The following is a 19,364-nucleotide window of genomic DNA, read 5'->3' on the forward strand; positions in this document are numbered from 1 at the left end:
GTAATTAAGGTTTTTTATGTTTATCCCAAAATCATTTCAGCCATCACAGCACTCATCGATTATTGAGATGATTCAGCAGTATCCGCTTGCGACCATCATCACCATCATCGATGGCGTACCTGTGGCAAGCCATGTGCCTGTACTGTACCTGAACGATGAGCAGGGTGAGCGGCTGATTACGCACATCGCCAGAGCCAATCCAATGTGGCGACACCTTGATACGCCATGGCTTATCGTGTTCACTGGTGCCAGTCACTATATCAGTGCCAACTGGTACCCATCCAAGGCAGTCAGCCATAAAGAAGTGCCGACTTATAATTATCAAGCGGTGCATATCACTGCCAAAGCCAGTCTTGCCAATGAAGCTGCTGCCATTGATATATTATCCAAAACGACTGATTATTTTGAAAATCAGCTACATAATACCAACCCTGATCATACACCGTGGCGACTGACAGATGCACCGGATGAGTTTATTCATAACATGTGCAAGGCATTGGTGGCGATTGAGTTTGACATTCTAGATGTTCAAGCATCTTTTAAACTAAGCCAAAATAAAGACGCCCAAAATAGACAGGGCGTCATTGATGGATTATCACAGCTTGATACGCATGAATCACGAGTGATGGCGGATTTGATACAGCGGGCAAAGGCTGCCACTGAACAATAAAGCAGCTGAATGCCTTAAGGGCGATGGATATTAATTTTGGATTAACTCCAACATTTTTTTAATAAATGAAAGCGCCATCGATATTTATTTTATTGAATAAACATTTTGACAAAATCCTTTTATAATAAACAAGAACATTTGTATATTGGATTTGTTCCATTGGTTGCATGAGTGGATCGTCGCTCATGTGTCAGCTGCCGCCATGATCTGATGGCGGATTCATTTTAACAGGTTATCGTAATGACTACATATTATAACGACCCCGATCATATCGAGACTCAAGAGTGGCTGGACGCTTTTGAATCGGTCATTAAAAATGCCGACAAAGATCGTGCACAATTCCTACTAAAATCATTGTATAACATGGCCGTCCAAGAGGGATTGCCTTTTAACCGTCTGGATACCGCTTACATCAATACCATTCCTGTTGAAGATGAGCCGAATTATCCTGGCGATTTGCACATGGAGCGCAAACTGCGTGCATTGATCCGTTATAATGCGTTGGCGATGGTGATGCGTGCCAACCAAAATAACGATGATTTGGGCGGACATTTGGCGACTTTTGCATCATCGGCGACATTGTACGAAACAGGCTTTAACCACTTCTGGCGCGCACCAAGCGAAGCGCACGGCGGTGATATGATCTACTATCAAGGTCATGGTGCACCGGGTATGTACGCGCGGTCGTTCCTAGAAGGTCGCCTATCTGAAGAACAGCTTGAGAATTTCCGCCGCGAAGTGGATGGCAAAGGTCTATCTAGCTACCCACACCCATATTTGATGCCTGATTATTGGCAGTTCCCAACCGTATCAATGGGTCTAGGTCCATTGATGTCGATTTATCAAGCGCGTAACCAAAAATACCTAACTAACCGCGGTCTGATCAAAGACGAAGACCGTAAAGTATGGGCATTCTTGGGTGATGGTGAGACCGACGAGCCAGAAAGCTTGGGAGCGATCTCAATGGCAGGCCGTGAAAAGCTTGACAACCTAATCTGGGTCATCAACTGTAACCTGCAGCGTCTAGACGGCCCTGTGCGTGGTAACGGCAAAATCATCCAAGAGCTAGAGTCAGTATTCCGTGGCGCTGGCTGGAAAGTGATTAAAGTCATTTGGGGCGACCATTGGGATCCGCTACTTGCCAAAGATGATTCAGGCGCCCTTAAAAAGCGTATGGAAGAAGTCGTCGATGGCGAATATCAGCTGTACACTGCTCGTGATGGTGCTTTTGTCCGTAAAGAGTTCTTTGGTAAATATCCAGAGCTGGCTGAAATGGTCAAAGACTGGACGGATGAAGAGTTGATGCACCTAAACCGTGGTGGTCATGATCCGAAGAAGGTTTATGCAGCGTACGCCGAGGCGATGAAAGCCAAAGGTCAGCCGACGGTGATTTTGGTCAAAACTGTTAAAGGCTATGGTCTATCAAGCCAAATCCAAGCGGTGAACAAGGCGCACCAATTGAAAAAATTGGACGAAAGTGGTCTAAAATATTTCCGTGACCGTTTTGATTTGCCATTTACCGATGAGCAATTAAAAGAATTGCCATTTTATCGCCCAAGCGAAGACAGTGCTGAATACAAATATTTGATGGGTCGCCGTGAGTCACTGGGTGGTCATTTGCCAGCGCGTCGTAGTGGCCATATTGCACTTGAGATTCCTGAGCTATCGATCTTTGATCAAGTACTACAAGGCTCAAAGGGTAAAGAACAATCAACGACGATGGTCTTTGTTCGCCTATTGTCAGCACTGCTAAAAGACAAAGGTCTGAATAAGCATGTCGTGCCAATCGTACCTGATGAAGCGCGTACCTTTGGTCTAGAAGGTATGTTCCGTCAGCTAGGTATTTATTCATCTGTCGGCCAAAACTATGTCGCTGAAGATGCTGAAGCGCTGATGGGCTATCGTGAAGCCAAAGATGGCCATATGCTTGAAGAAGGTATCAACGAAGCAGGTGCAATGAGTGCGTGGATTGCCTTGGCGACCAGCTACTCAGTAAACGCATTGCCGATGATTCCAATGTACATCTACTACTCAATGTTTGGTTTCCAGCGTATCGGTGACTTGGCATGGGCGGCAGGTGACTGCCAAGCACAAGGCTTCCTATTTGGTGCAACCGCTGGTCGTACCACACTCAACGGTGAAGGTCTGCAGCACCAAGACGGTCATAGCCATATCCTATTTGGCACAGTGCCAAACTGCGTGACTTATGATCCTTGCTATGGCTATGAGTTGGCAGTCGTGATGCATGACGGCCTACGCCGTATGTATGGCGAAGGTGAGCGTGTGTACTACTACATCACCTTGATGAACGAAAACTACGAACAACCTGCAATGCCAGCAGGTGTCGAAGAGGGTATCAAACGCGGTATGTACCTACTTGAGGACAATGGCTCAACACAAGTACAGCTATTGGGTTCTGGTGTTATCTTGCGTGAAGTCCAAAAAGCCGCTCGTATCCTAAAAGATGAGTTTGGTATCACAGCCAACGTTTGGAGCGTCACCAGCTTCAACGAATTGACTCGTGATGGTATGGCGTGTGATGACTACAATCGCCTACACCCAACTGCTGAACAAAAAACCCCATGGGTCACTCAACAAATGGCACCGCACAAAGGTATCGTCGTGGCAGCGACCGACTACATGCGCAACTACTCGGAGCAAATCCGTGGCTGGCTACCAGACAGCCGTCCATATGTGACGCTGGGTACTGATGGCTTTGGTCGCTCGGATAGCCGTGCTAAACTGCGCAGCTTCTTCAATGTCAATGCAGAGCATATCGTGGTTGCTACCCTGAAAAAACTGGCCGATGAAGGCGAAATCGATGTACGCCTAGTCCAAGATGCGATCAATAGCTTTGAGATTGACGCTGACCAAGCACCTGCATGGCAGCCACAGCCACAGTATGATTTCTTCCCAGATGCGCCAGCACCGAAGACAACTCGTGAGCCAAACCCAGTGCCAGAGCTGATCGATGAACCAGATGAAGCCATCGATCAAGAAGGTCGCAGCGAAGACAAAGCCGATGCTGCACTCTTAAATGACAGCAACATTCAAGAGCCCAAATAATAGGAGAACATGATGGAAATCAAAGCCCCCGATTTGGGTGTAGAAAGTGCCGAAGTGGCCGAAGTAATGGTAAAAGTTGGCGATCAAGTCAGCGAAAATGACAATTTGGTCTTGGTTGAATCAGACAAGGCCTCGGTCGAAGTACCTGCACCCGTTGCAGGTACCATCACCGCTGTTCATGTCAATGTTGGTGACAGTATCAGCGAAGGTTCTGTGTTATTCACTGTTGAGGCTGGTGCGACTGAGTCTGCACCACAAGCCAAAGAAGAAGCGCCTGCATCAGCTGCACCGGTCGCAGAACAAGCAGCCCCTGCACAAACCGCAGCACCAGTTGCATCTGCATCAGCATCAAACCAAACGCACAACCTACCTGATCTTGGCGTAGAAAGTGCTGAAGTCGCTGACATCATGGTTAAAGTTGGTGATACTGTGACCAAAGATCAACCACTTATTTTGGTTGAATCTGATAAAGCTTCTGTTGAAGTACCTGCACCAGTTGATGGTGTGATTGAAGCCATCCTTGTCAATCAAGGTGATGCGGTATCAAATGGTCAAGCCTTTATCACCATCAAAGGTGGTGCGTCTGCACCAGTCTCTGCACCAGCTGCTCAGACTGCATCGGCACCGACAGCACCACAGGCTGCACAAGCAAAAGCAGAAGCACCTAAATCAGCTACAGCAAGCACTAAGCTACCTGAGGCAGTCGTCAACGAAAAAGCTCGCAATGCCCATGCAGGCCCTGCAGTGCGTAAGCTAGCTCGTGAGATGGGTGTGGACATTAGTCTTGTGACAGGTACAGCTGCACATGGTCGTATCCTAAAAGAAGACCTATTTGGCTATGTCAAGAGCGTAATGAGTGGCGCTATCAAGCCTGCAGCAGCGACAAGCGCATCAGCTGCGGCAGCGCGCGTTGGCTTGCCACCACTACCAGATATGTCAAACAAAGAAATCTGGGGTGAGATTGAGACTGTTGAGCTGTCTCGACTTCAAAAAGTCTCTATTCCACAGCTGAGCTTGAACACGCTTATCCCGCAAGTTACTCAGTTTGATCTAGCGGACATCACCGATACTGAGAACTTGCGTAATGAGCTTAAAGGCGAGTTCAAAGCGCAGGGTGTGAGCCTAACCATCTTGGCATTTATCGTCAAGGCGGTAGCGTACGCATTGACTCAGCATCCGAAGTTCAATAGCCATGTCTCTGATGACAACACCCAAATGATTATCCGCAAGTCGGTCAATATGGGTATTGCTGTTGCGACTGATGATGGCCTGATTGTTCCAGTTATCAAAGATGCACAAGTCAAAGGCATCCGTCAGTTGGCAGTAGAAATCGGCGAGCTTGCCAAGAAAGCCCGTGATAAGAAACTGACTGCCAAAGAGCTACAAGGTGCAAGCTTTACCATCTCAAGCCAAGGCAACATGGGTGGTACATACTTCACACCACTGGTTAATTTCCCACAAGTGGCAATCTTGGGTATCTCAGAGTCTACCTTCCAACCACGCTGGAATGGCAAAGAGTTTGAGCCGCGCTTGATGCTACCATTGTCATTATCTTATGACCATCGTACCATCAATGGTGCTGATGCTGCGGTATTTACACGCTATATCGCTAAGCTATTGGCTGATCCACGCCGCATCTTGATGTAATCGGTGAATTGGTAATAAAAAAGGTGGCTACGGCTGCCTTTTTTGTTATACTAGATAAATATCTAAAGCTGGAGTTTATAATGAAAACATTGCCATTATTATCAGCGCTACTTGGCTTGGCCATTGCAGTAGAAACATCTGCCAATACAACAGAACCACTGATTGGCAAATGGAGCTGTTCATACATTGCTAAGACCGAGCTGACTTACGGAACAGGGTCTGACACTTTAACCTTTTCATCTGACGGAACAGGCTATGGTATTTCCAATTATTTTGAGTGGTTTAATGGCGTTGCCTTAGAATCATCTGAATTTAAGTATCATTTTAATTGGATTCTTAAAGGTGACAAATTGCATTATACTCAAGTGATCAGTGATGGGCTTGAAGAAAATAAAGCTGAAATGATGCCCGGCGAGTACGTGCAGAACGAAGAGCTTGCCAATGATATGATACAAAGCATGATGGCTGAGCCATCTGTGATTAAATTTCACAATGCCGATGTCTATGAAAACGTGGTTGATGATCCAGAGATGATTTATAAGGATTTATGTGTCAGATACTATGAACCAGTAGAAGGGGAGGTACAATGAGCTACACACCACCAGACGTTTAGGATTATGAAAGCGTCAAAGCCAAAGCGGGTGGTAAATTTGGTGGGACAAACCGACCAACTGCAGGAGCGACACATGAGCAGGCGCTGCCAATCGGTGATGCACCGTATCAGCTATACTCGCTGAATACACCCAATGGCATTAAGGTGAATGTTTTATTGGAAGAACTAAAATTTCTTGGTAAAATCACAGCTTATGATGCCCATAAGATTAATATCATGAATGGCGATCAATTCGGCTCGGACTTTGTCAAGATCAACCCAAATTCTAAGATTCCCGCTTTACTTGATTGTGAATCGCACCCCAAAAACTAGACAACCTTTGGGGTGCGGTTCACTACGGCTGCCTTTTTTGTTATACTAGATAAATATCCAAAGCTTGAGTTTATGATGAAAACATTACCACCAACAAAGCATTCGACCACGATAAAATTATCATTAGGAATATCTTTATGCTAAAGAAAGTTATTGCCTTTTTGGGATGTGCTTGGATGCTTGGCGCATCTGCCAATGCGCGCGCGTCTGAAACGCTGGTGGGTACTTGGCAATGCACTGGTCATTATGCGATGATTGGGACAAGCAGTACTTTTGAGGTGGTGGATTTTATCACCTATGAGCTTGATGGTGATTATGTCAGCATCAGTCGATTAAGATGGCAAGATTTGGATGTGCCGAGCTTTGTTTATTTGGTGAAATTACAAGGCAAATGGCAAATGAGCAAAGATCTGCTCACTCAGCGCCATCATTTTGATGAGCTTCAAGTGTGGGGTCTGAATTATCTCACAGACAGCCCATTAAACGAGGCTCAGCTTGAGACGCTCAAAGACTCGATACGCCGTGCATTTGGCATCAGTGAGCAATTTCCCAGAGTCGTCGTCTGGCAAACCGCTGATCAATTCATCATCAATCTGCACGAATCAGAAAACCAATACTTTAAGCAAAATCCACCGATTAATCAAAAAGTTGGTGATGTGATTTGTGAGCGACTGCATCATTTTGAAAGCCACAACAATAGTTAAAATTCTAAATCATCTTAAATTTATGAAACACTTCTATTTATTCATCGCATCGGCACTGCTTTGGCCTGTGACAAGTCTGGCAGCACAGACAGACCATCTGAGCAATCGACTGACCCAAGATCACCACCCATCGATTGAACCTTTGTTGATACGGCTATTGTCAGAAAATAACACAGCTGCATCCAAGCAACCCGCTCTGACGTCTGATCAGACGGATGTTTCGCACCCTCAAGCCGATTGTACACCAAACCCAGACGCTCAGCGTGTCGGTATTTATCATTTTGCTTTTGATGAGGTCAAATGGGCGGATCTTGTGGTCGTGAATCGACACCGAGTGCATAAAATAGCCGCACCATCACTTCGAAAAATGATGGCCGCTGCCAAAGCTGATGGCGCGCCGCTGACGATCGCTTCTGGCTTTCGCTCTGTCAAATATCAACAAGATCTGATCAATCGCAAGATCAAATCCAAACAAAGCCCAGCGCAGATCTATCGACTGTCGGCACCAGCAGGATATTCTGAACATCATACGGGTTTGGCAGTCGATTTTTCACCATTTGATGACAGCTTTGTGAAGACCAAAGGCTATGCTTGGCTGCTTGAAAATGCGCACCATTATGGTTGGTATCAGACTTATACGGAAGCGTACTCAAAAGTCAGCGGCGTGGCTGAAGAGTCTTGGCATTGGAAATATCGCGGTGATGATGTCGCGGCACAGATGCTAAAAAATGATGCTTGCTTGTTGCCAGACCTTGGATGAATCGCAAAATCCAGCATCAAGCAACAATATCACAGAGCGCAGTGATTGATGGTGGTGACATAATCCATAGCAGTACCCAAAGAGCGAACTGCCTGTGCGCCTTTTACAGGCTGATTTAGGGCGATCTGTAGAATCTCAAGATGCTGAATCTGCCCAAAATATGTATCAGCGGTGGGTATGTGAGACCAGTGCCAAGGCTCTTCGCTATAGCCTTTTTCACGGTTTGGGCCATACACCTGACAAAAGCCAAAAGATGGCGCATTGTTAACCAGCCATTGATGCGTGGCAATGCCTTGTGCGCTTTGCCAGTAGTTTAAGGCTACGCTATTAAAATCAACTTCCGTTCCCCAATGATGGCGACTCATGCCAGGAAATGATGACCACTTTAAGATGCTTAATGCCTTTTTTGAGTCATCATCAGAGGCGCTGCCCCATTTATTTTCCCAAATTTGTTTTTGTCGCTTATAAGAGCGATAGGCTGAGACAACCGAAAGCGACACGCCGTCTTTTTGGGCGGCTGCAATCATTGCCATCAAAGGATCATAAGCATCTTTATGAATTTGCTCATTTTTGCTGGTGTATTTGGGGGGTAGACTGACCAGCTCCGGCTCATTACCCGCACCATGTACTTGCGACAGCCTGTCGCGTGGCGCAGTGATGTTCGATGATGGTATGGTGTTTATCACCTTTTGCTCGGGCGCTGTTTTGGCATTGGTCTTAGGAATGTCCACCATCGAGGTGGTGGTCTCATTTGGGTACACATCTTTGACCGTCTGTTTGCTTGGCTTAGGGAAGATCAAATCCTTGGCGAAGTAAATCGCTGCCAGTAAGCCCAATAATATCAGCAATATGCCTAAAATCGGCGGCCGCTTGTTGTTGGAATGTCTCATCATCTTGGTCTAAAATCAATAATCCAAATATCCGCCAAAGCTATAACCAGTCAAGCCCATTGAGTCTTGAACTTTTACCCAGCAGTTATAAATGCCATTGATGGTTTCGCATTGATTGGTCTCAGCCAAGATGCGAATTGGCTCACCAGTGTACAGATAACCAACTTTACGGCCGTTTTTGGAGGGGCTTTGACGCACCATTACATTGCTGCCATGACGGGTAATGACAGTGGCGTAGGCATTGACAGGCGTCTCAGTAAATCTTGAACGCGCATTTTGTGTCGCAGCAGGTTGGGCGACAGTTTTGTTTTGGGCGATGGCTTGCTGTTCAGGTGTACCAAATTGTTCAGCTGCTGATGGCTGGATCGGCTGAACTGGTTGTAGTTCGACAGCGCCAGTTTGTGCTTGGGTCTGTTCCTGATTGATCTCATCAGCCAACACCGCGCGAGCCATGCTTTTGATGATATCCCCATCACAACCGGTCAACACCAAACTTAATCCAATTGCAGGTACAAGATGTTTCATAAACCTTACTCCAAAAAGACATTGGGTTAATTATTGTTTTAATTTTACCAAATTATTGCTCAATGAGCAATTTAATTTCCGCAGTTTTGCATATTATTTCTTTAATATCTCTAATGTGGCTGATGGCATTATCATCGAGATTGGTTATTAAAATCAATCAGCCGTTGTTGCTTTTAAATCATCAGCAGATGAACGCAGTAAATGCAGATTGATTGGTTTTCACACTTGTGGTGATGTGCTAAAATAGATACACACTTTCTTTTGATTTTTTGTATGCGCCATCTTTTGAGCCTGATGCATCAATACAGCTTGGTGATGATCATTTTGATGGTCTGGCAACTGGTGGTAGCCACAGGACTGCTGCCAGATTATTTGCTGCCCAGTCCTTGGCAGATCATGCAGGCGCTGTTTGAGGATGCTCGGCTACTTGCGCATCATGCCAAATACACGCTGATCACAGCATTTATCGGCACCGCGATCGGGCTTGTGCTTAGCTTTGTGCTGTCGATCGTGATGGATCTGTCGAGGCCATTTCGCCAAAGTGTCTATCCGCTGATTTTATTAAATCAAACCATTCCCACCATCGCCATCGCACCATTGTTGGTAATTTGGCTGGGTTATGGTATTTTGCCAAAAGTGGTGCTGGTGGTGTTGTCGGTGTTTTTTCCGATGACCATTGCGCTACTGGACGGCTATCGCTCGGTCAGTCGCGAGGCACTGGATTTGTTTCGTTCGATGAAAGCGACAACATACCAAACTTATCGCCATCTAAAGCTGCCTTATTCAATGGGGTATTTTTTTACTGGATTAAAAGTCTCGCTAAGCTATGCGTTAATATCAGCAGTGATCGCAGAATGGCTAGGTGGCTATCATGGGCTGGGTGTCTATATGACGCGCGTTCGTAAATCTTATGAGCTGGATAATATGTTTGCGGTGATTTTTTTGATCAGCTTTTTGACATTGGCGTTGATTGCTTTTGTCAAATGGCTAGAGCGCCGTGTAATGAGCTATCAACACAAGGAGTAGGAAATGAAATTTTTTGGCATAAACCCTTTAAAGGCGGCAATTGTCATTCTGATGGGTGTGGGTGCTGCCGCTTGCAGTCAAACCACAACCAAGCAAGCGACACAAGAAGAAGAGCTGATCATTGCGCTTGATTGGGTGCCGAATACCAATCACACAGGCTTGTATGTGGCGCTAGATCAGGGCTATTTTGCCAAGCAAGGCTTTGATGCTAAGATCGTTCAGCCAAGTGAAGATAGCACCTCGACACTGGTGGCCAATCAACGCGCAGACTTCGGTGTGTATTTTCAGCCAAATATGGTCAAACGCCTCAATAAAGGCGAACCGATCACGGCCGTGGCTGCCATCACTCAGCACAGTAGCGCTGGACTGCTGTCCTTGGCCGGTCTGGGTGCGACTTCACCGACAGATCTGGCAGGCAAGCGCTATTCGACTTGGGAGGATCCTGTCGATGATGCGGTGGTCGCTCAAGTGGTTGGTGCGCCACTAAATAAGATCCCGGGTGAATCGACCGATGCGACCACTGCACTGCGCATGAATCAGTTTGATTATATTATGGCGTATTACAGTTGGGATGGCATCCATGCCAAGATCAAAGGCGTGGATACCAATTTCTTTTATCTAAAAGATGCCGATCCTGTCTTTGATTATTATGCACCGCTGCTCATCGCCAACAGTGAGGCACTAAAGACCAATCCTGATAAGTATAAAAGAGCACTGGCAGCGATCAAAGAGGGTTATCTATACGCTGCCAAATATCCAGAACAAAGCGCACAGATCTTAGTCAAGCATGCACCTGAAATCAATCCAGAGCTTGCCGCTCAAAGTCAAGCGTATATCTCGCCGCAGTATCTGGATGAGCAGGGTGACTGGGGGCGGTTTGATTATGCGCGTTGGGATCGCTTTTTTGGTTGGGTGAATGATCAAGGCTTGGCCGACAAGCCGCTACCACCGCAGGCAGGCGTAAGTAATGATTATCTGCCCAATTCAGCCAATAACTAAACAGGTGTCATGATGACCAAGCTGGTCTTGGATGAGATTTGTCATGGCTTTTCGACCGCTCATGGCGATTTACCACTGTTTGAGCGGCTGTCACTGAGTGTTGAGACTGGCGAAGTGGTCAGCATTGTCGGCGCCTCTGGGGTGGGTAAGACCACGCTGTTTAATATCGCAGCAGGGCTGATCCACCCAGATGATGGTGCTGTCATCATCGATGGTCATCGTGTGACAGGCGAGCCGGGGCATGTGGGCTATATGCTCCAAAAAGATCTGCTCTTGCCTTTTAAAACAGTCTATCAAAACATCGCGCTGCCTTTGGTGCTGCGCGGTCTGGATCGCGCGGCCATCGACGAGATTATCGCACCGAAGCTAACTCCATTTGGTCTTGATGGCTTGGCCGACCAATATCCAAGCCAGATCTCGGGTGGCCAACGCCAGCGCGCGGCACTGCTACGCACCTATTTATCAAATAATGCACTGATGCTGCTTGATGAGCCTTTTTCGGCATTGGATTTTGTGACCAAATCTGAGATGTACGAGTGGTTTTTGCAATTTTCTCGGGCGCACCAATTGACCTGCTTAATCATCACTCATGATATTGATGAGGCGATTTATTTATCTGATCATGTTTATGTGCTAAAAGGCTTTCCAGCACAGTTAAGCCATCACTTTATGGTGCCTAAAGGGGAGGGTTTTTTGCAGTCTCAAGCATATCTTGAGCTTAAGCAGCAGATTTTTATGGCGATTCGTGAAGTGTGATCTGCAGGGCATGAAAAAGACCGGATAAAACCGGTCTTTGGCGTATCAGTGATTTTAATCGATGCGCTCAATGGTGACATTGCCAACATTACCTGTCATGCCGATGGCTTGTGCAGCACCGTAGGACAGATCAAGTACACGATTGGTCTTAGGTCGATCATTGATCTTAACCACCACCGATTTGCCATTATCGCGGTTGGTGACGCGCACATAGCAGTTCATTGGCAGACTGCTGTGCGCTGCCGTTAGGGCATTCATATCAAAGGTTTCACCGCTGGCGGTCTTACGGCCATGAAATTGGCGACCATACCAAGAGGCGATGCCAGTTTGTTTAAATTTATTGACCGTGCTTGAAGCGACCGCTGTCAAGCGATCCAATACAGGCGTGTTATCATCGGCTTTTTTGGTATTGGCAGATTGAGCGATCAATGGGCTGTTTAATGCCAAAGAGGAAGGCTGGCGCGCTTGCTTGACAAGGCTTGAGGCATTGTTGTGCTGTGCGCTGAGCTGCTGCAGGACATTATCGATATTGGCATTATTGTTGGCAGCATGGCTATTTAGACCAAAGCTTGCACTCAAAGTAATGCTGACGACGCCAAGTAAAGATTTGCTCACTGTTTTCATGGTTTTACCTTTTTGTTGAAAATTCTGTCAATGAAACTTGAGCCAAACCCAAGTATTTTTTTGCCAAAATAGCAGCCATTTTCAGAATCAAAACATTCAGTATCAATACCACTTCAAAGTTCAATGAAGTATCAATAAAGTTAATAATAAATCGTAAAGTGATGCTAAGTGCACCAAATACCTTATCTTAGCACCATTTTATTAAATTACAAGTATATTTCGATGAAAAAACACAGAAATTTGTATAATTTTTGCACAAATTGACGCTATTTTTTTGAAATATCGCCACAACCAACCGCGATTGCAGTCTAATGCGCATCAGATGCCCGATCCTATGGCCAAATTAATTTAAGCTATGTTATCAAGCTTATCTTTATAATATGGGGATTGGTTGCCAAAAATCAAGCGATGGTGTAAGCTATAAGGACGGCTTGATGGCTTTAACTTGATGGCTGTAATAAGCTTTATAATCCTGCGAGATCAAATTATGGCGCGTTATTTTTATATTTCTGGCATATGGGTGATGGCCGCTGTGCTAGGTGCTTGTACCACGCCTGCACCACCAACCCAAACTAAGCCGTCTAAAGCACCGCCATCAAAGACCGCCACTTCTACTGGCACGATAATCCATCAGCTGCCAAATCCTGTGCAGCAAACAGATCATCGACTGTTGACTTTGGCTGTGGGCAGTCAGCAGCATTTTAATTTGTGGTTCGATGCACAGCAAGATCCGCAGGTCGCCATTTATCAAGCTTATTTGGGTGGGCAGTTATCCAGTGATGCTGTACCGCCGATGCGTCAGCTATTAACCACGGCTCGTTCATGGCAAAGCTGTGGCCACGCCCCTTATCAAGTGCCACCACAGCATCTGTGGAATAATATGCTGCCCACGCTGCGCTTATATGATGAACTTAAAAAATCCAACATACTGCCGCCAAACACCGAGATACGATCCGTATATCGCAATCCTAGCCTGAATGCCTGCGCAGGGGGTGCGCCTGCCAGTAAGCATCTTAATAACAGCGCCATCGATATTTGGGTGCCTGATCTGGCTGCTGACAGCCCTGAGCTGTACCAGATCCAAAATAAGCTCTGCGATTATTGGCTTGGCCACGGTGAGCGACACGCATTTGGCTTGGGTTTATATGCCACAGGCGCCATTCATCTGGATACCCAAGGGTATCGCAAATGGGGCGCGCAATTCTCCGAGCCGACCTCAAGCTGCCGTTATAGCTTGGCAGTACCATCATCTGCACCTATTGCGATGGCGGACAGCTGAGCCATGGATGACCTGATGACTCATGCACAGCACCAAAACAGACGCATCCAAAACCGTCATATCCTAGCACAGCTGGGTGTGATGCTGTGGGCGGATCGCGGCAGCAGCACCATCAGTCTTACCCTAAAAGCCACGCCGCCTGATACACCTAAAGCCTTAGCACATCAGACCGATCCCGTATCTGTACCAGCTGTCAATACTCGCGATGTTAAGCTTGAGCCATCATTAAAGGCCACCAAAAACCCCAGACAGATTATTGACACACTGCTAAAAGCGACCGCCAAGACCAAAGAAAACTTGACGACAGATGCCTCATCGGCTGATATTAAAGCAGAACCCATCGCAGAGCAGTCAAGTGCGATAGATTCACAGAATACAGCCGCTGCCCATGCCATCGAATTTCATCTACAAGCCATCATCTATCGGCAGTGGCTGATCTTGGTGGATAGTGATGCGCTCGACATAGCAGGCCGTGAGCTGTGGATGTCGCTGAATCAAGCCATCAAAAACCAAGCCCAGCGCACAGGTGCAGCGTTTTATACCAAAACATTGGATTATCCTTTATTTACAGAGGATGGCAATGCCGCCTCAGTTTCAACGGCTAATACTTCGTTAAAGGGCTTTATTTTTGGCTGCATGATTACGGCCAATCCGCTGCGTCACATGGCGGTATTGACCGCGTTGCCTGATTATCTGATGCTTGATTCGATACACCAAATTACACTGCACAAACGCTATCAAATCAATGATATGCTGATGCATGCTGACATCAAAAAACAATTCTGGCAGCTCATACATTCCCCATCGGATGCATGATTTGCCATTACAATGGCTTGATTTCGTGATACAATAGTCCAAATTTCTACCGCTTTTAGGCGATTTTTTTATATCATTAAGGATAACCTCATGACCCGTTTAGCGAACTTCTGTGCTGGTCCAGCCAGTATGCCGACTGCCGTCCTTGAGCGTGCCCAAGCTGAGATGCTTGATTGGCAGGGACTTGGCGCATCAGTGATGGAGATTAGCCATCGCAGTGCTGACTATATCGAGCTTGCCCAAAAAGCCGAAGCCAATTTGCGAAAGCTGATGAACATCAGTGATGAGTATGCGGTGCTGTTTTTGCAAGGCGGTGCAGCATTGCAATTCTCAAGCATTCCACTAAACCTACTAAACGGCGGTACAGCTGACTATCTGAACACGGGTGCATGGTCTCAAAAAGCCTATAAAGAAGCCAAACGCTACGAGACGCTAGGACTTGGCAAAATTAACTTGGTCGCTGAAGGGGATGGCAGTGATGTGCCAGCGTTTGATACTTGGCAGCTGACCGATGGCGCAAGCTATTTTCATTATTGCCCAAATGAGACCATTCACGGCGTACAAATCTTTGATACACCAAAAGTCAATGCGCCGATTGTCGCCGACTTCTCATCATGCATCCTATCAGAGCCAATCAATGTCAATGACTTTGGCATGATTTATGCGGGCGCACAAAAGAACATTGGTCCTGCTGGATTGACTTTGGTCATCATCCGCAAAGACTTGCTAGAGCAAGCCAGTCCATGGTGCCCAAATGTGATGAATTATAAAAATCAATTTGAAAATGACTCAATGCTCAACACGCCATCGACTTATGCATGGTATTTGTCGGGTTTGGTGTTTGAGTGGCTGCTTGAGCAAGGTGGTGTTGAGGCGATTGCCAAGATTAACCATGCTAAAGCCAAAGCACTGTACGATGCGATTGATGCCAGTGATTTTTATACCAATAAAGTCAATCCAAAGCACCGCTCAATCATGAATGTGCCGTTCCAATTGGCTGATAGCAATCTGGATAAGCTATTTTTGGAGGAATCCAAACAAGCAGGTTTATTGAACCTAAAAGGCCATCGTGTCGTGGGCGGTATGCGTGCAAGTATCTACAATGCCATCACGCTTGAGCAGGTTCAGGCTTTGGTAAGCTTTATGGCTGAATTTGAGCGTAAGCACGGCTAATCTGTCATCAACCGTATCGATGAACCAGCTTATGAATCAGCATCATAAACCACGAGCCAAGCAGGTGTTTGGGTCGTGGTTTTTGTTGTGTGTGATTGGTGCGACGACTGTCGTGGCAGGCTGTACGGACAGCAAGCAGACTACAGATGGGCAGGCAGTCATAGTGCAGTCTGATACAAAAGATTCGCTTGATTTATCCGCTGATAAATTATCGCCAACCATTCGCCGCAATCATCTAAACAGCGGTGTCATCACGAGCAGTGTCCTGACTGTCAATAATGATGCCAAATACGACCAAGCGACACATTTGCCTTATGCCAATCCGGATGCACCAAAAGGTGGCGTGCTGTCGATGTCTGCCATCGGGATGTTTAATAGCCTAAATAGCTTTATTGATCAGGGCATCCCTGCGACAGGCACTTTTTATCTGTATGATACCTTGATGGCAGGCTCGCTCGATGAAGCTTATGTGCTCTACCCACAGCTTGCCAATGCGGTGACGCACAATCCTGATGATGACAGTTGGATTATTTATCATATTCATCCTAAGGCGAAGTTTTGGGATGGTAGTGCGGTAACGGCAGAGGATGTCAAGGCGACTTTTGAGGCGATATTGACCAAGGGCTTGATGTCATGGCGGGGGTTTTTGGGTGGGATTGAAGCCATCGAAGTGCTGGATCGCCATCGAGTGAAGTTTTATTTTAACCAAACGGCATCGGCGGATTTGGGTGCCAGTGTCGGGCTGATGCCTATTTTTGCCAAAGCCGATATCGATCAGCGATTTGATCAAGTTGGCCTTGTGCCTTTGATGGGTAGTGGGGCGTATCAGCTTGAGCTTGCTGAACCATCACGACGAGTACGCTATGTCCGAGATCCTGAGTATTGGGGAGTGGATGTGATGGTCAATCGGGGGCGGTTTAATTTTGATGTCATTGAATATCAGTATTTTGCTGATGAAGCCGTGGCGTTCGAAGCCTTTAAAACTGGTCAATACCGCTTTCGTATCGAAAATGACATCAAGCGATGGGCGACTTTTGATCAGGCAAATACACGCATGGGCGTTATCCAAAAAGTCTCACTCACCAACCAAAATCCTGTCTTGATGCAGGGGCTGGTGATGAATCTACGCCGTCCTTTATTTGCTGATAAGCGCGTGCGTCAGGCGATGAATTTGGCGTTTGATTTTGAATGGACAAATCAACAACTGCTTTATGGCGAATATCAGCGACTCACCAGCTACTTTTTTGGTTCGCCACTACAGGCGATGGGCAAACCAAGTGCCAAAGAATTGGCTGTATTACAAGAATTACCGCTCAATCTTGATGAACAATCTGCCATTATGGGCGTACCCATTCAGCCTGTATCGACCGCTGATGGTATCAATCGTGATAATTTACTAAAAGCAAGAGCGCTTTTGCTGGATGCTGGATTTACTTATCATGATGGTAAGCTACATGATAAAGATGGTCAAGCCGTACGCCTTGAAATCTTGGTACAAGATGATCAATATCAAGCCGTGCTATTGCCCTATATCACACACCTAAAACGGCTAGGTATTGATGCACGGCTACGACGGATGGATGGCTCAAGCTATCTGCACGCCAAGCGAGCTTATGAGTTTGATATGATCATAGACAGCTTTATGCAGGGTAATTCACCAGGTGCTGAGCAAGGCTATCTGTGGGGTTCGGCATCAGCAGATGAGGCGGGCAACCAAAACACCATCGGCATCAAAAGTGCTGCTATTGATGCCGTGATTGTGAAGCTTGGCAAAGCCACATCACGCCAAGAGATCGAGCTGTATGCCAAGGTGCTAGATCGGCTGCTGCTTGCAGGTGAATATATGATCCCTTGGTATGGCAAAAACAGCACTGACATCCTGTATTATCAAGGCTATCACCACCCAACACGCCCACCAACCAGCAGTATTGGTCTGGATTATTGGTGGTATCAACCCACTGACTAGGTTATAAAAATTATGAGCAGTTTTCACATTCACGCCATCAAGGCATTCGATGATAATTATATTTGGGCAATCAGTGCCGAGCAACACGCCATCATCATCGATCCAGGCTCTGCCGATGAGGTCATCAGCTATCTAAATGCCCATCAGCTGACACCTGTGGCAATACTCATTACCCATCATCATCACGACCATATCGGTGGTGTGGATAAGCTTATGAGTCTTTATAAAGACTGTACATTGTACGCACATAGTCATCATGGACTTACCGATGCCGTGCCAGTTGATGAAGGTAGTCAGCTTCATATCATGGGGCTTGATTTTACTGTGCAGATGAGTGCAGGGCATACCGATAGCCACTTAAGCTATCTTGTGCAGATGGATGGTGTGATGCGAGTTTTTTGTGGCGATACGCTATTTAGCGGCGGCTGTGGGCGAGTGTTTACAGGGACGATTGAACAGCTTTATGCAAGCTTTGAGCGGTATTTGAGACTGCCTGATGAGACGCTGTTTTATCCTGCGCATGAATATACGCTATCGAATCTGAAATTTGCTCAAACAGTCTGTGCTGATAGCGTCAAAAAAACCATCGAAACTGCCATCCTTGATACCCAAGCGCGCCTAGAAAATGCTAAAATAAGCTTACCGACACAGCTTGGCTATGAAAAGCAAATTAATGTTTTTTTGCACAGCTTTGAGCCGTCACTGCGTCAAGCGATGGCTGACAAGCTTGGTTGTGCTGATGATGGATTATCAGTATTTACCGCTTTGCGTATCGCCAAAAACAATGCATAAACACTATCTATACCACGATTATATCAAGATTAAAAGCAGTATTAAAATGCACGGCTTTGGCTGGATTTGGCGGTTTGGTCAATCAAATCATCACATAGATTAAAATAAGTGAATCATCAATGAGTCTGATTGCTCTAATTATTCTTGCCTTTGGGATGTCGATGGATGCATTTTCGGTAGCCATCGCCAAAGGCACGGCAGCACGAGGCATGACCTTGACCAAGGCGGTCAAGCATGGCTTGGTGTTTGGCGTGGTTGAAGCGATTGCACCTGTGATTGGCTGGTTGATGGGCAAAGTGGCGCATCAGTGGATGGAGAGTGTCGATCACTGGATTGGCTTTGTACTCTTGATGATACTGGGTATTCGCTGTATCTATGAAGCCATCTGGGGTGATGAGGACGATGAAGCGTCTGAGACTCGCACGGGGATTTGGCTATTGATTACAGCGATTGCGACCAGTATTGATGCGATGGTGGTGGGTGTGTCATTGGCATTTTTGGAGGTCAATATTTGGCTGTCGGCGGTATTGATTGGACTTGCGACCACCATCATGGCAACGATGGGGTTGTATCTTGGTCGCAGACTGGGCGAGCGGTTTGGCAAAGGGGCGATGATTGCAGGCGGTGTGGTGCTGATGGTGATTGGCTCATCGATTCTGTACAATCATTTGACCGCTTGATTAGAAAATGCAAATCAACTTAACAAAACCATACAAAACCATCAAATCAGCCATGAAATTCCAATC

At 46.4% G+C, this 19,364-nt stretch carries 17 protein-coding genes and 2 pseudogenes; 16 read left to right on the forward strand and 3 right to left on the reverse strand.

All coding sequences use genetic code 11. The annotated features are described in order from the left end of the window. Positions 1–16: 16 nt before the first annotated feature. The 7 genes and pseudogenes from B0681_RS01355 to B0681_RS01385 all read left to right on the forward strand — a co-directional run bounded on the left by B0681_RS01355 (position 17) and on the right by B0681_RS01385 (position 7,772). Positions 17–670: an FMN-binding negative transcriptional regulator gene (locus B0681_RS01355; protein WP_078316946.1), complete on the forward strand. Its 654-nt coding sequence runs from the start codon at positions 17–19 to the stop codon at positions 668–670. Positions 671–910: 240 nt separating this feature from the next. Further along, positions 911–3,736 (forward strand): pyruvate dehydrogenase (acetyl-transferring), homodimeric type, encoded by a 2,826-nt coding sequence (gene aceE, locus B0681_RS01360; protein ID WP_078316947.1) that lies wholly within the window; start codon positions 911–913, stop codon positions 3,734–3,736. A 12-nt stretch (positions 3,737–3,748) separates the two neighbouring features. Further along, positions 3,749–5,383, forward strand: a complete 1,635-nt coding sequence (locus B0681_RS01365) for a dihydrolipoyllysine-residue acetyltransferase (protein ID WP_078316948.1) — start codon at positions 3,749–3,751, stop codon at positions 5,381–5,383. A gap of 80 nt (positions 5,384–5,463) precedes the next feature. Beyond that, positions 5,464–5,973, forward strand: coding sequence for a hypothetical protein (locus B0681_RS01370; RefSeq protein WP_078316949.1), 510 nt, complete (start codon positions 5,464–5,466; stop codon positions 5,971–5,973). Further along, positions 5,970–6,299 (forward strand): annotated as a pseudogene (locus B0681_RS10495) (glutathione-dependent disulfide-bond oxidoreductase); the annotation flags it as partial. The gene B0681_RS01370 and the pseudogene B0681_RS10495, both read left to right, overlap by 4 nt. A 146-nt stretch (positions 6,300–6,445) precedes the next feature. Beyond that, positions 6,446–7,012: a hypothetical protein gene (locus B0681_RS01380; protein ID WP_078316950.1), complete on the forward strand. Its 567-nt coding sequence runs from the start codon at positions 6,446–6,448 to the stop codon at positions 7,010–7,012. A 22-nt stretch (positions 7,013–7,034) separates the two neighbouring features. Then, positions 7,035–7,772, forward strand: a complete 738-nt coding sequence (locus tag B0681_RS01385) for a M15 family metallopeptidase (RefSeq protein WP_078316951.1) — start codon at positions 7,035–7,037, stop codon at positions 7,770–7,772. A gap of 29 nt (positions 7,773–7,801) precedes the next feature. On the opposite strand, the gene B0681_RS01390 is transcribed toward B0681_RS01385, so the two are convergent. Together B0681_RS01390 and B0681_RS01395 are read right to left on the reverse strand one after the other, a co-directional pair. Next, on the reverse strand, positions 7,802–8,662 hold the full coding sequence (locus B0681_RS01390; RefSeq protein WP_158077901.1) for a M15 family metallopeptidase: 861 nt from the start codon (positions 8,660–8,662) through the stop codon (positions 7,802–7,804). Positions 8,663–8,677: 15 nt separating this feature from the next. Continuing rightward, entirely contained in the window at positions 8,678–9,187 is a 510-nt protein-coding gene (locus tag B0681_RS01395) for an SH3 domain-containing protein (protein ID WP_078316953.1), read from the reverse strand. Between the two features lie 273 nt (positions 9,188–9,460). On the opposite strand from B0681_RS01395, the gene B0681_RS01400 reads away from it, so the two are divergent. Genes B0681_RS01400 through B0681_RS01410 form a run of 3 tightly spaced genes read left to right on the forward strand, consistent with a single transcriptional unit; the run spans position 9,461 to position 11,968 of the window. Then, the gene (locus B0681_RS01400) at positions 9,461–10,213 is read left to right on the forward strand and encodes an ABC transporter permease (RefSeq protein ID WP_078316954.1); all 753 of its coding nucleotides are present in this window, start codon (positions 9,461–9,463) and stop codon (positions 10,211–10,213) included. A gap of 51 nt (positions 10,214–10,264) precedes the next feature. Beyond that, on the forward strand, positions 10,265–11,212 hold the full coding sequence (locus B0681_RS01405; protein ID WP_407661944.1) for an ABC transporter substrate-binding protein: 948 nt from the start codon (positions 10,265–10,267) through the stop codon (positions 11,210–11,212). 9 nt (positions 11,213–11,221) lie between these two features. Then, on the forward strand, positions 11,222–11,968 hold the full coding sequence (locus B0681_RS01410) for an ABC transporter ATP-binding protein (RefSeq protein WP_078316956.1): 747 nt from the start codon (positions 11,222–11,224) through the stop codon (positions 11,966–11,968). Positions 11,969–12,022: 54 nt separating this feature from the next. Here B0681_RS01410 and B0681_RS10580 read toward each other — a convergent pair. Next, positions 12,023–12,337, reverse strand: a pseudogene (locus tag B0681_RS10580) (septal ring lytic transglycosylase RlpA family protein); the annotation flags it as partial. A 742-nt stretch (positions 12,338–13,079) separates the two neighbouring features. Between B0681_RS10580 and B0681_RS01420 the strand changes: the two are divergent. From B0681_RS01420 to B0681_RS01445, 6 genes are all read left to right on the forward strand, one after another. Next, the gene (locus B0681_RS01420; RefSeq protein WP_078316958.1) at positions 13,080–13,871 is read left to right on the forward strand and encodes a D-Ala-D-Ala carboxypeptidase family metallohydrolase; all 792 of its coding nucleotides are present in this window, start codon (positions 13,080–13,082) and stop codon (positions 13,869–13,871) included. Positions 13,872–13,886: 15 nt separating this feature from the next. Then, complete coding sequence (locus B0681_RS01425) at positions 13,887–14,687, forward strand: hypothetical protein (protein ID WP_078316959.1); 801 nt, start codon at positions 13,887–13,889, stop codon at positions 14,685–14,687. Positions 14,688–14,777: 90 nt separating this feature from the next. Continuing rightward, complete coding sequence (gene serC, locus B0681_RS01430) at positions 14,778–15,860, forward strand: 3-phosphoserine/phosphohydroxythreonine transaminase (RefSeq protein WP_078316960.1); 1,083 nt, start codon at positions 14,778–14,780, stop codon at positions 15,858–15,860. A 31-nt stretch (positions 15,861–15,891) separates the two neighbouring features. Next, positions 15,892–17,826 carry an extracellular solute-binding protein gene (locus tag B0681_RS01435; RefSeq protein ID WP_158077902.1) on the forward strand — a complete coding sequence of 645 codons (1,935 nt, stop codon included), beginning with the start codon at positions 15,892–15,894 and terminating at the stop codon, positions 17,824–17,826. A gap of 12 nt (positions 17,827–17,838) precedes the next feature. Then, complete coding sequence (gene gloB, locus B0681_RS01440; protein ID WP_078316962.1) at positions 17,839–18,618, forward strand: hydroxyacylglutathione hydrolase; 780 nt, start codon at positions 17,839–17,841, stop codon at positions 18,616–18,618. Between the two features lie 119 nt (positions 18,619–18,737). Next, positions 18,738–19,298 (forward strand): manganese efflux pump MntP, encoded by a 561-nt coding sequence (locus tag B0681_RS01445; protein ID WP_078316963.1) that lies wholly within the window; start codon positions 18,738–18,740, stop codon positions 19,296–19,298. The last annotated feature ends 66 nt before the right edge of the window (positions 19,299–19,364 follow it).

The organism is Moraxella porci DSM 25326 (assembly GCF_002014855.1).
GTDB lineage: Bacteria > Pseudomonadota > Gammaproteobacteria > Pseudomonadales > Moraxellaceae > Moraxella > Moraxella porci.

Bases quoted from the DNA above. Each gene is read 5' to 3' on its own strand.
- B0681_RS01445 (WP_078316963.1), top strand. From the start codon at position 18,738: ATGAGTCTGATTGCTCTAATTATTCTTGCCTTTGGGATGTCGATGGAT.
- B0681_RS01405 (WP_407661944.1), top strand. From the start codon at position 10,265: ATGGGTGTGGGTGCTGCCGCTTGCAGTCAAACCACAACCAAGCAAGCG.
- aceE (WP_078316947.1), top strand. From the start codon at position 911: ATGACTACATATTATAACGACCCCGATCATATCGAGACTCAAGAGTGG.
- serC (WP_078316960.1), top strand. From the start codon at position 14,778: ATGACCCGTTTAGCGAACTTCTGTGCTGGTCCAGCCAGTATGCCGACT.
- B0681_RS01390 (WP_158077901.1), bottom strand. From the start codon at position 8,662: ATGAGACATTCCAACAACAAGCGGCCGCCGATTTTAGGCATATTGCTG.
- B0681_RS01425 (WP_078316959.1), top strand. From the start codon at position 13,887: ATGACTCATGCACAGCACCAAAACAGACGCATCCAAAACCGTCATATC.
- B0681_RS01355 (WP_078316946.1), top strand. From the start codon at position 17: ATGTTTATCCCAAAATCATTTCAGCCATCACAGCACTCATCGATTATT.
- B0681_RS01395 (WP_078316953.1), bottom strand. From the start codon at position 9,187: ATGAAACATCTTGTACCTGCAATTGGATTAAGTTTGGTGTTGACCGGT.
- B0681_RS01380 (WP_078316950.1), top strand. From the start codon at position 6,446: ATGCTAAAGAAAGTTATTGCCTTTTTGGGATGTGCTTGGATGCTTGGC.
- gloB (WP_078316962.1), top strand. From the start codon at position 17,839: ATGAGCAGTTTTCACATTCACGCCATCAAGGCATTCGATGATAATTAT.
- B0681_RS01370 (WP_078316949.1), top strand. From the start codon at position 5,464: ATGAAAACATTGCCATTATTATCAGCGCTACTTGGCTTGGCCATTGCA.
- B0681_RS01385 (WP_078316951.1), top strand. From the start codon at position 7,035: ATGAAACACTTCTATTTATTCATCGCATCGGCACTGCTTTGGCCTGTG.
- B0681_RS01365 (WP_078316948.1), top strand. From the start codon at position 3,749: ATGGAAATCAAAGCCCCCGATTTGGGTGTAGAAAGTGCCGAAGTGGCC.
- B0681_RS01435 (WP_158077902.1), top strand. From the start codon at position 15,892: ATGAATCAGCATCATAAACCACGAGCCAAGCAGGTGTTTGGGTCGTGG.
- B0681_RS01410 (WP_078316956.1), top strand. From the start codon at position 11,222: ATGATGACCAAGCTGGTCTTGGATGAGATTTGTCATGGCTTTTCGACC.
- B0681_RS01420 (WP_078316958.1), top strand. From the start codon at position 13,080: ATGGCGCGTTATTTTTATATTTCTGGCATATGGGTGATGGCCGCTGTG.
- B0681_RS01400 (WP_078316954.1), top strand. From the start codon at position 9,461: ATGCGCCATCTTTTGAGCCTGATGCATCAATACAGCTTGGTGATGATC.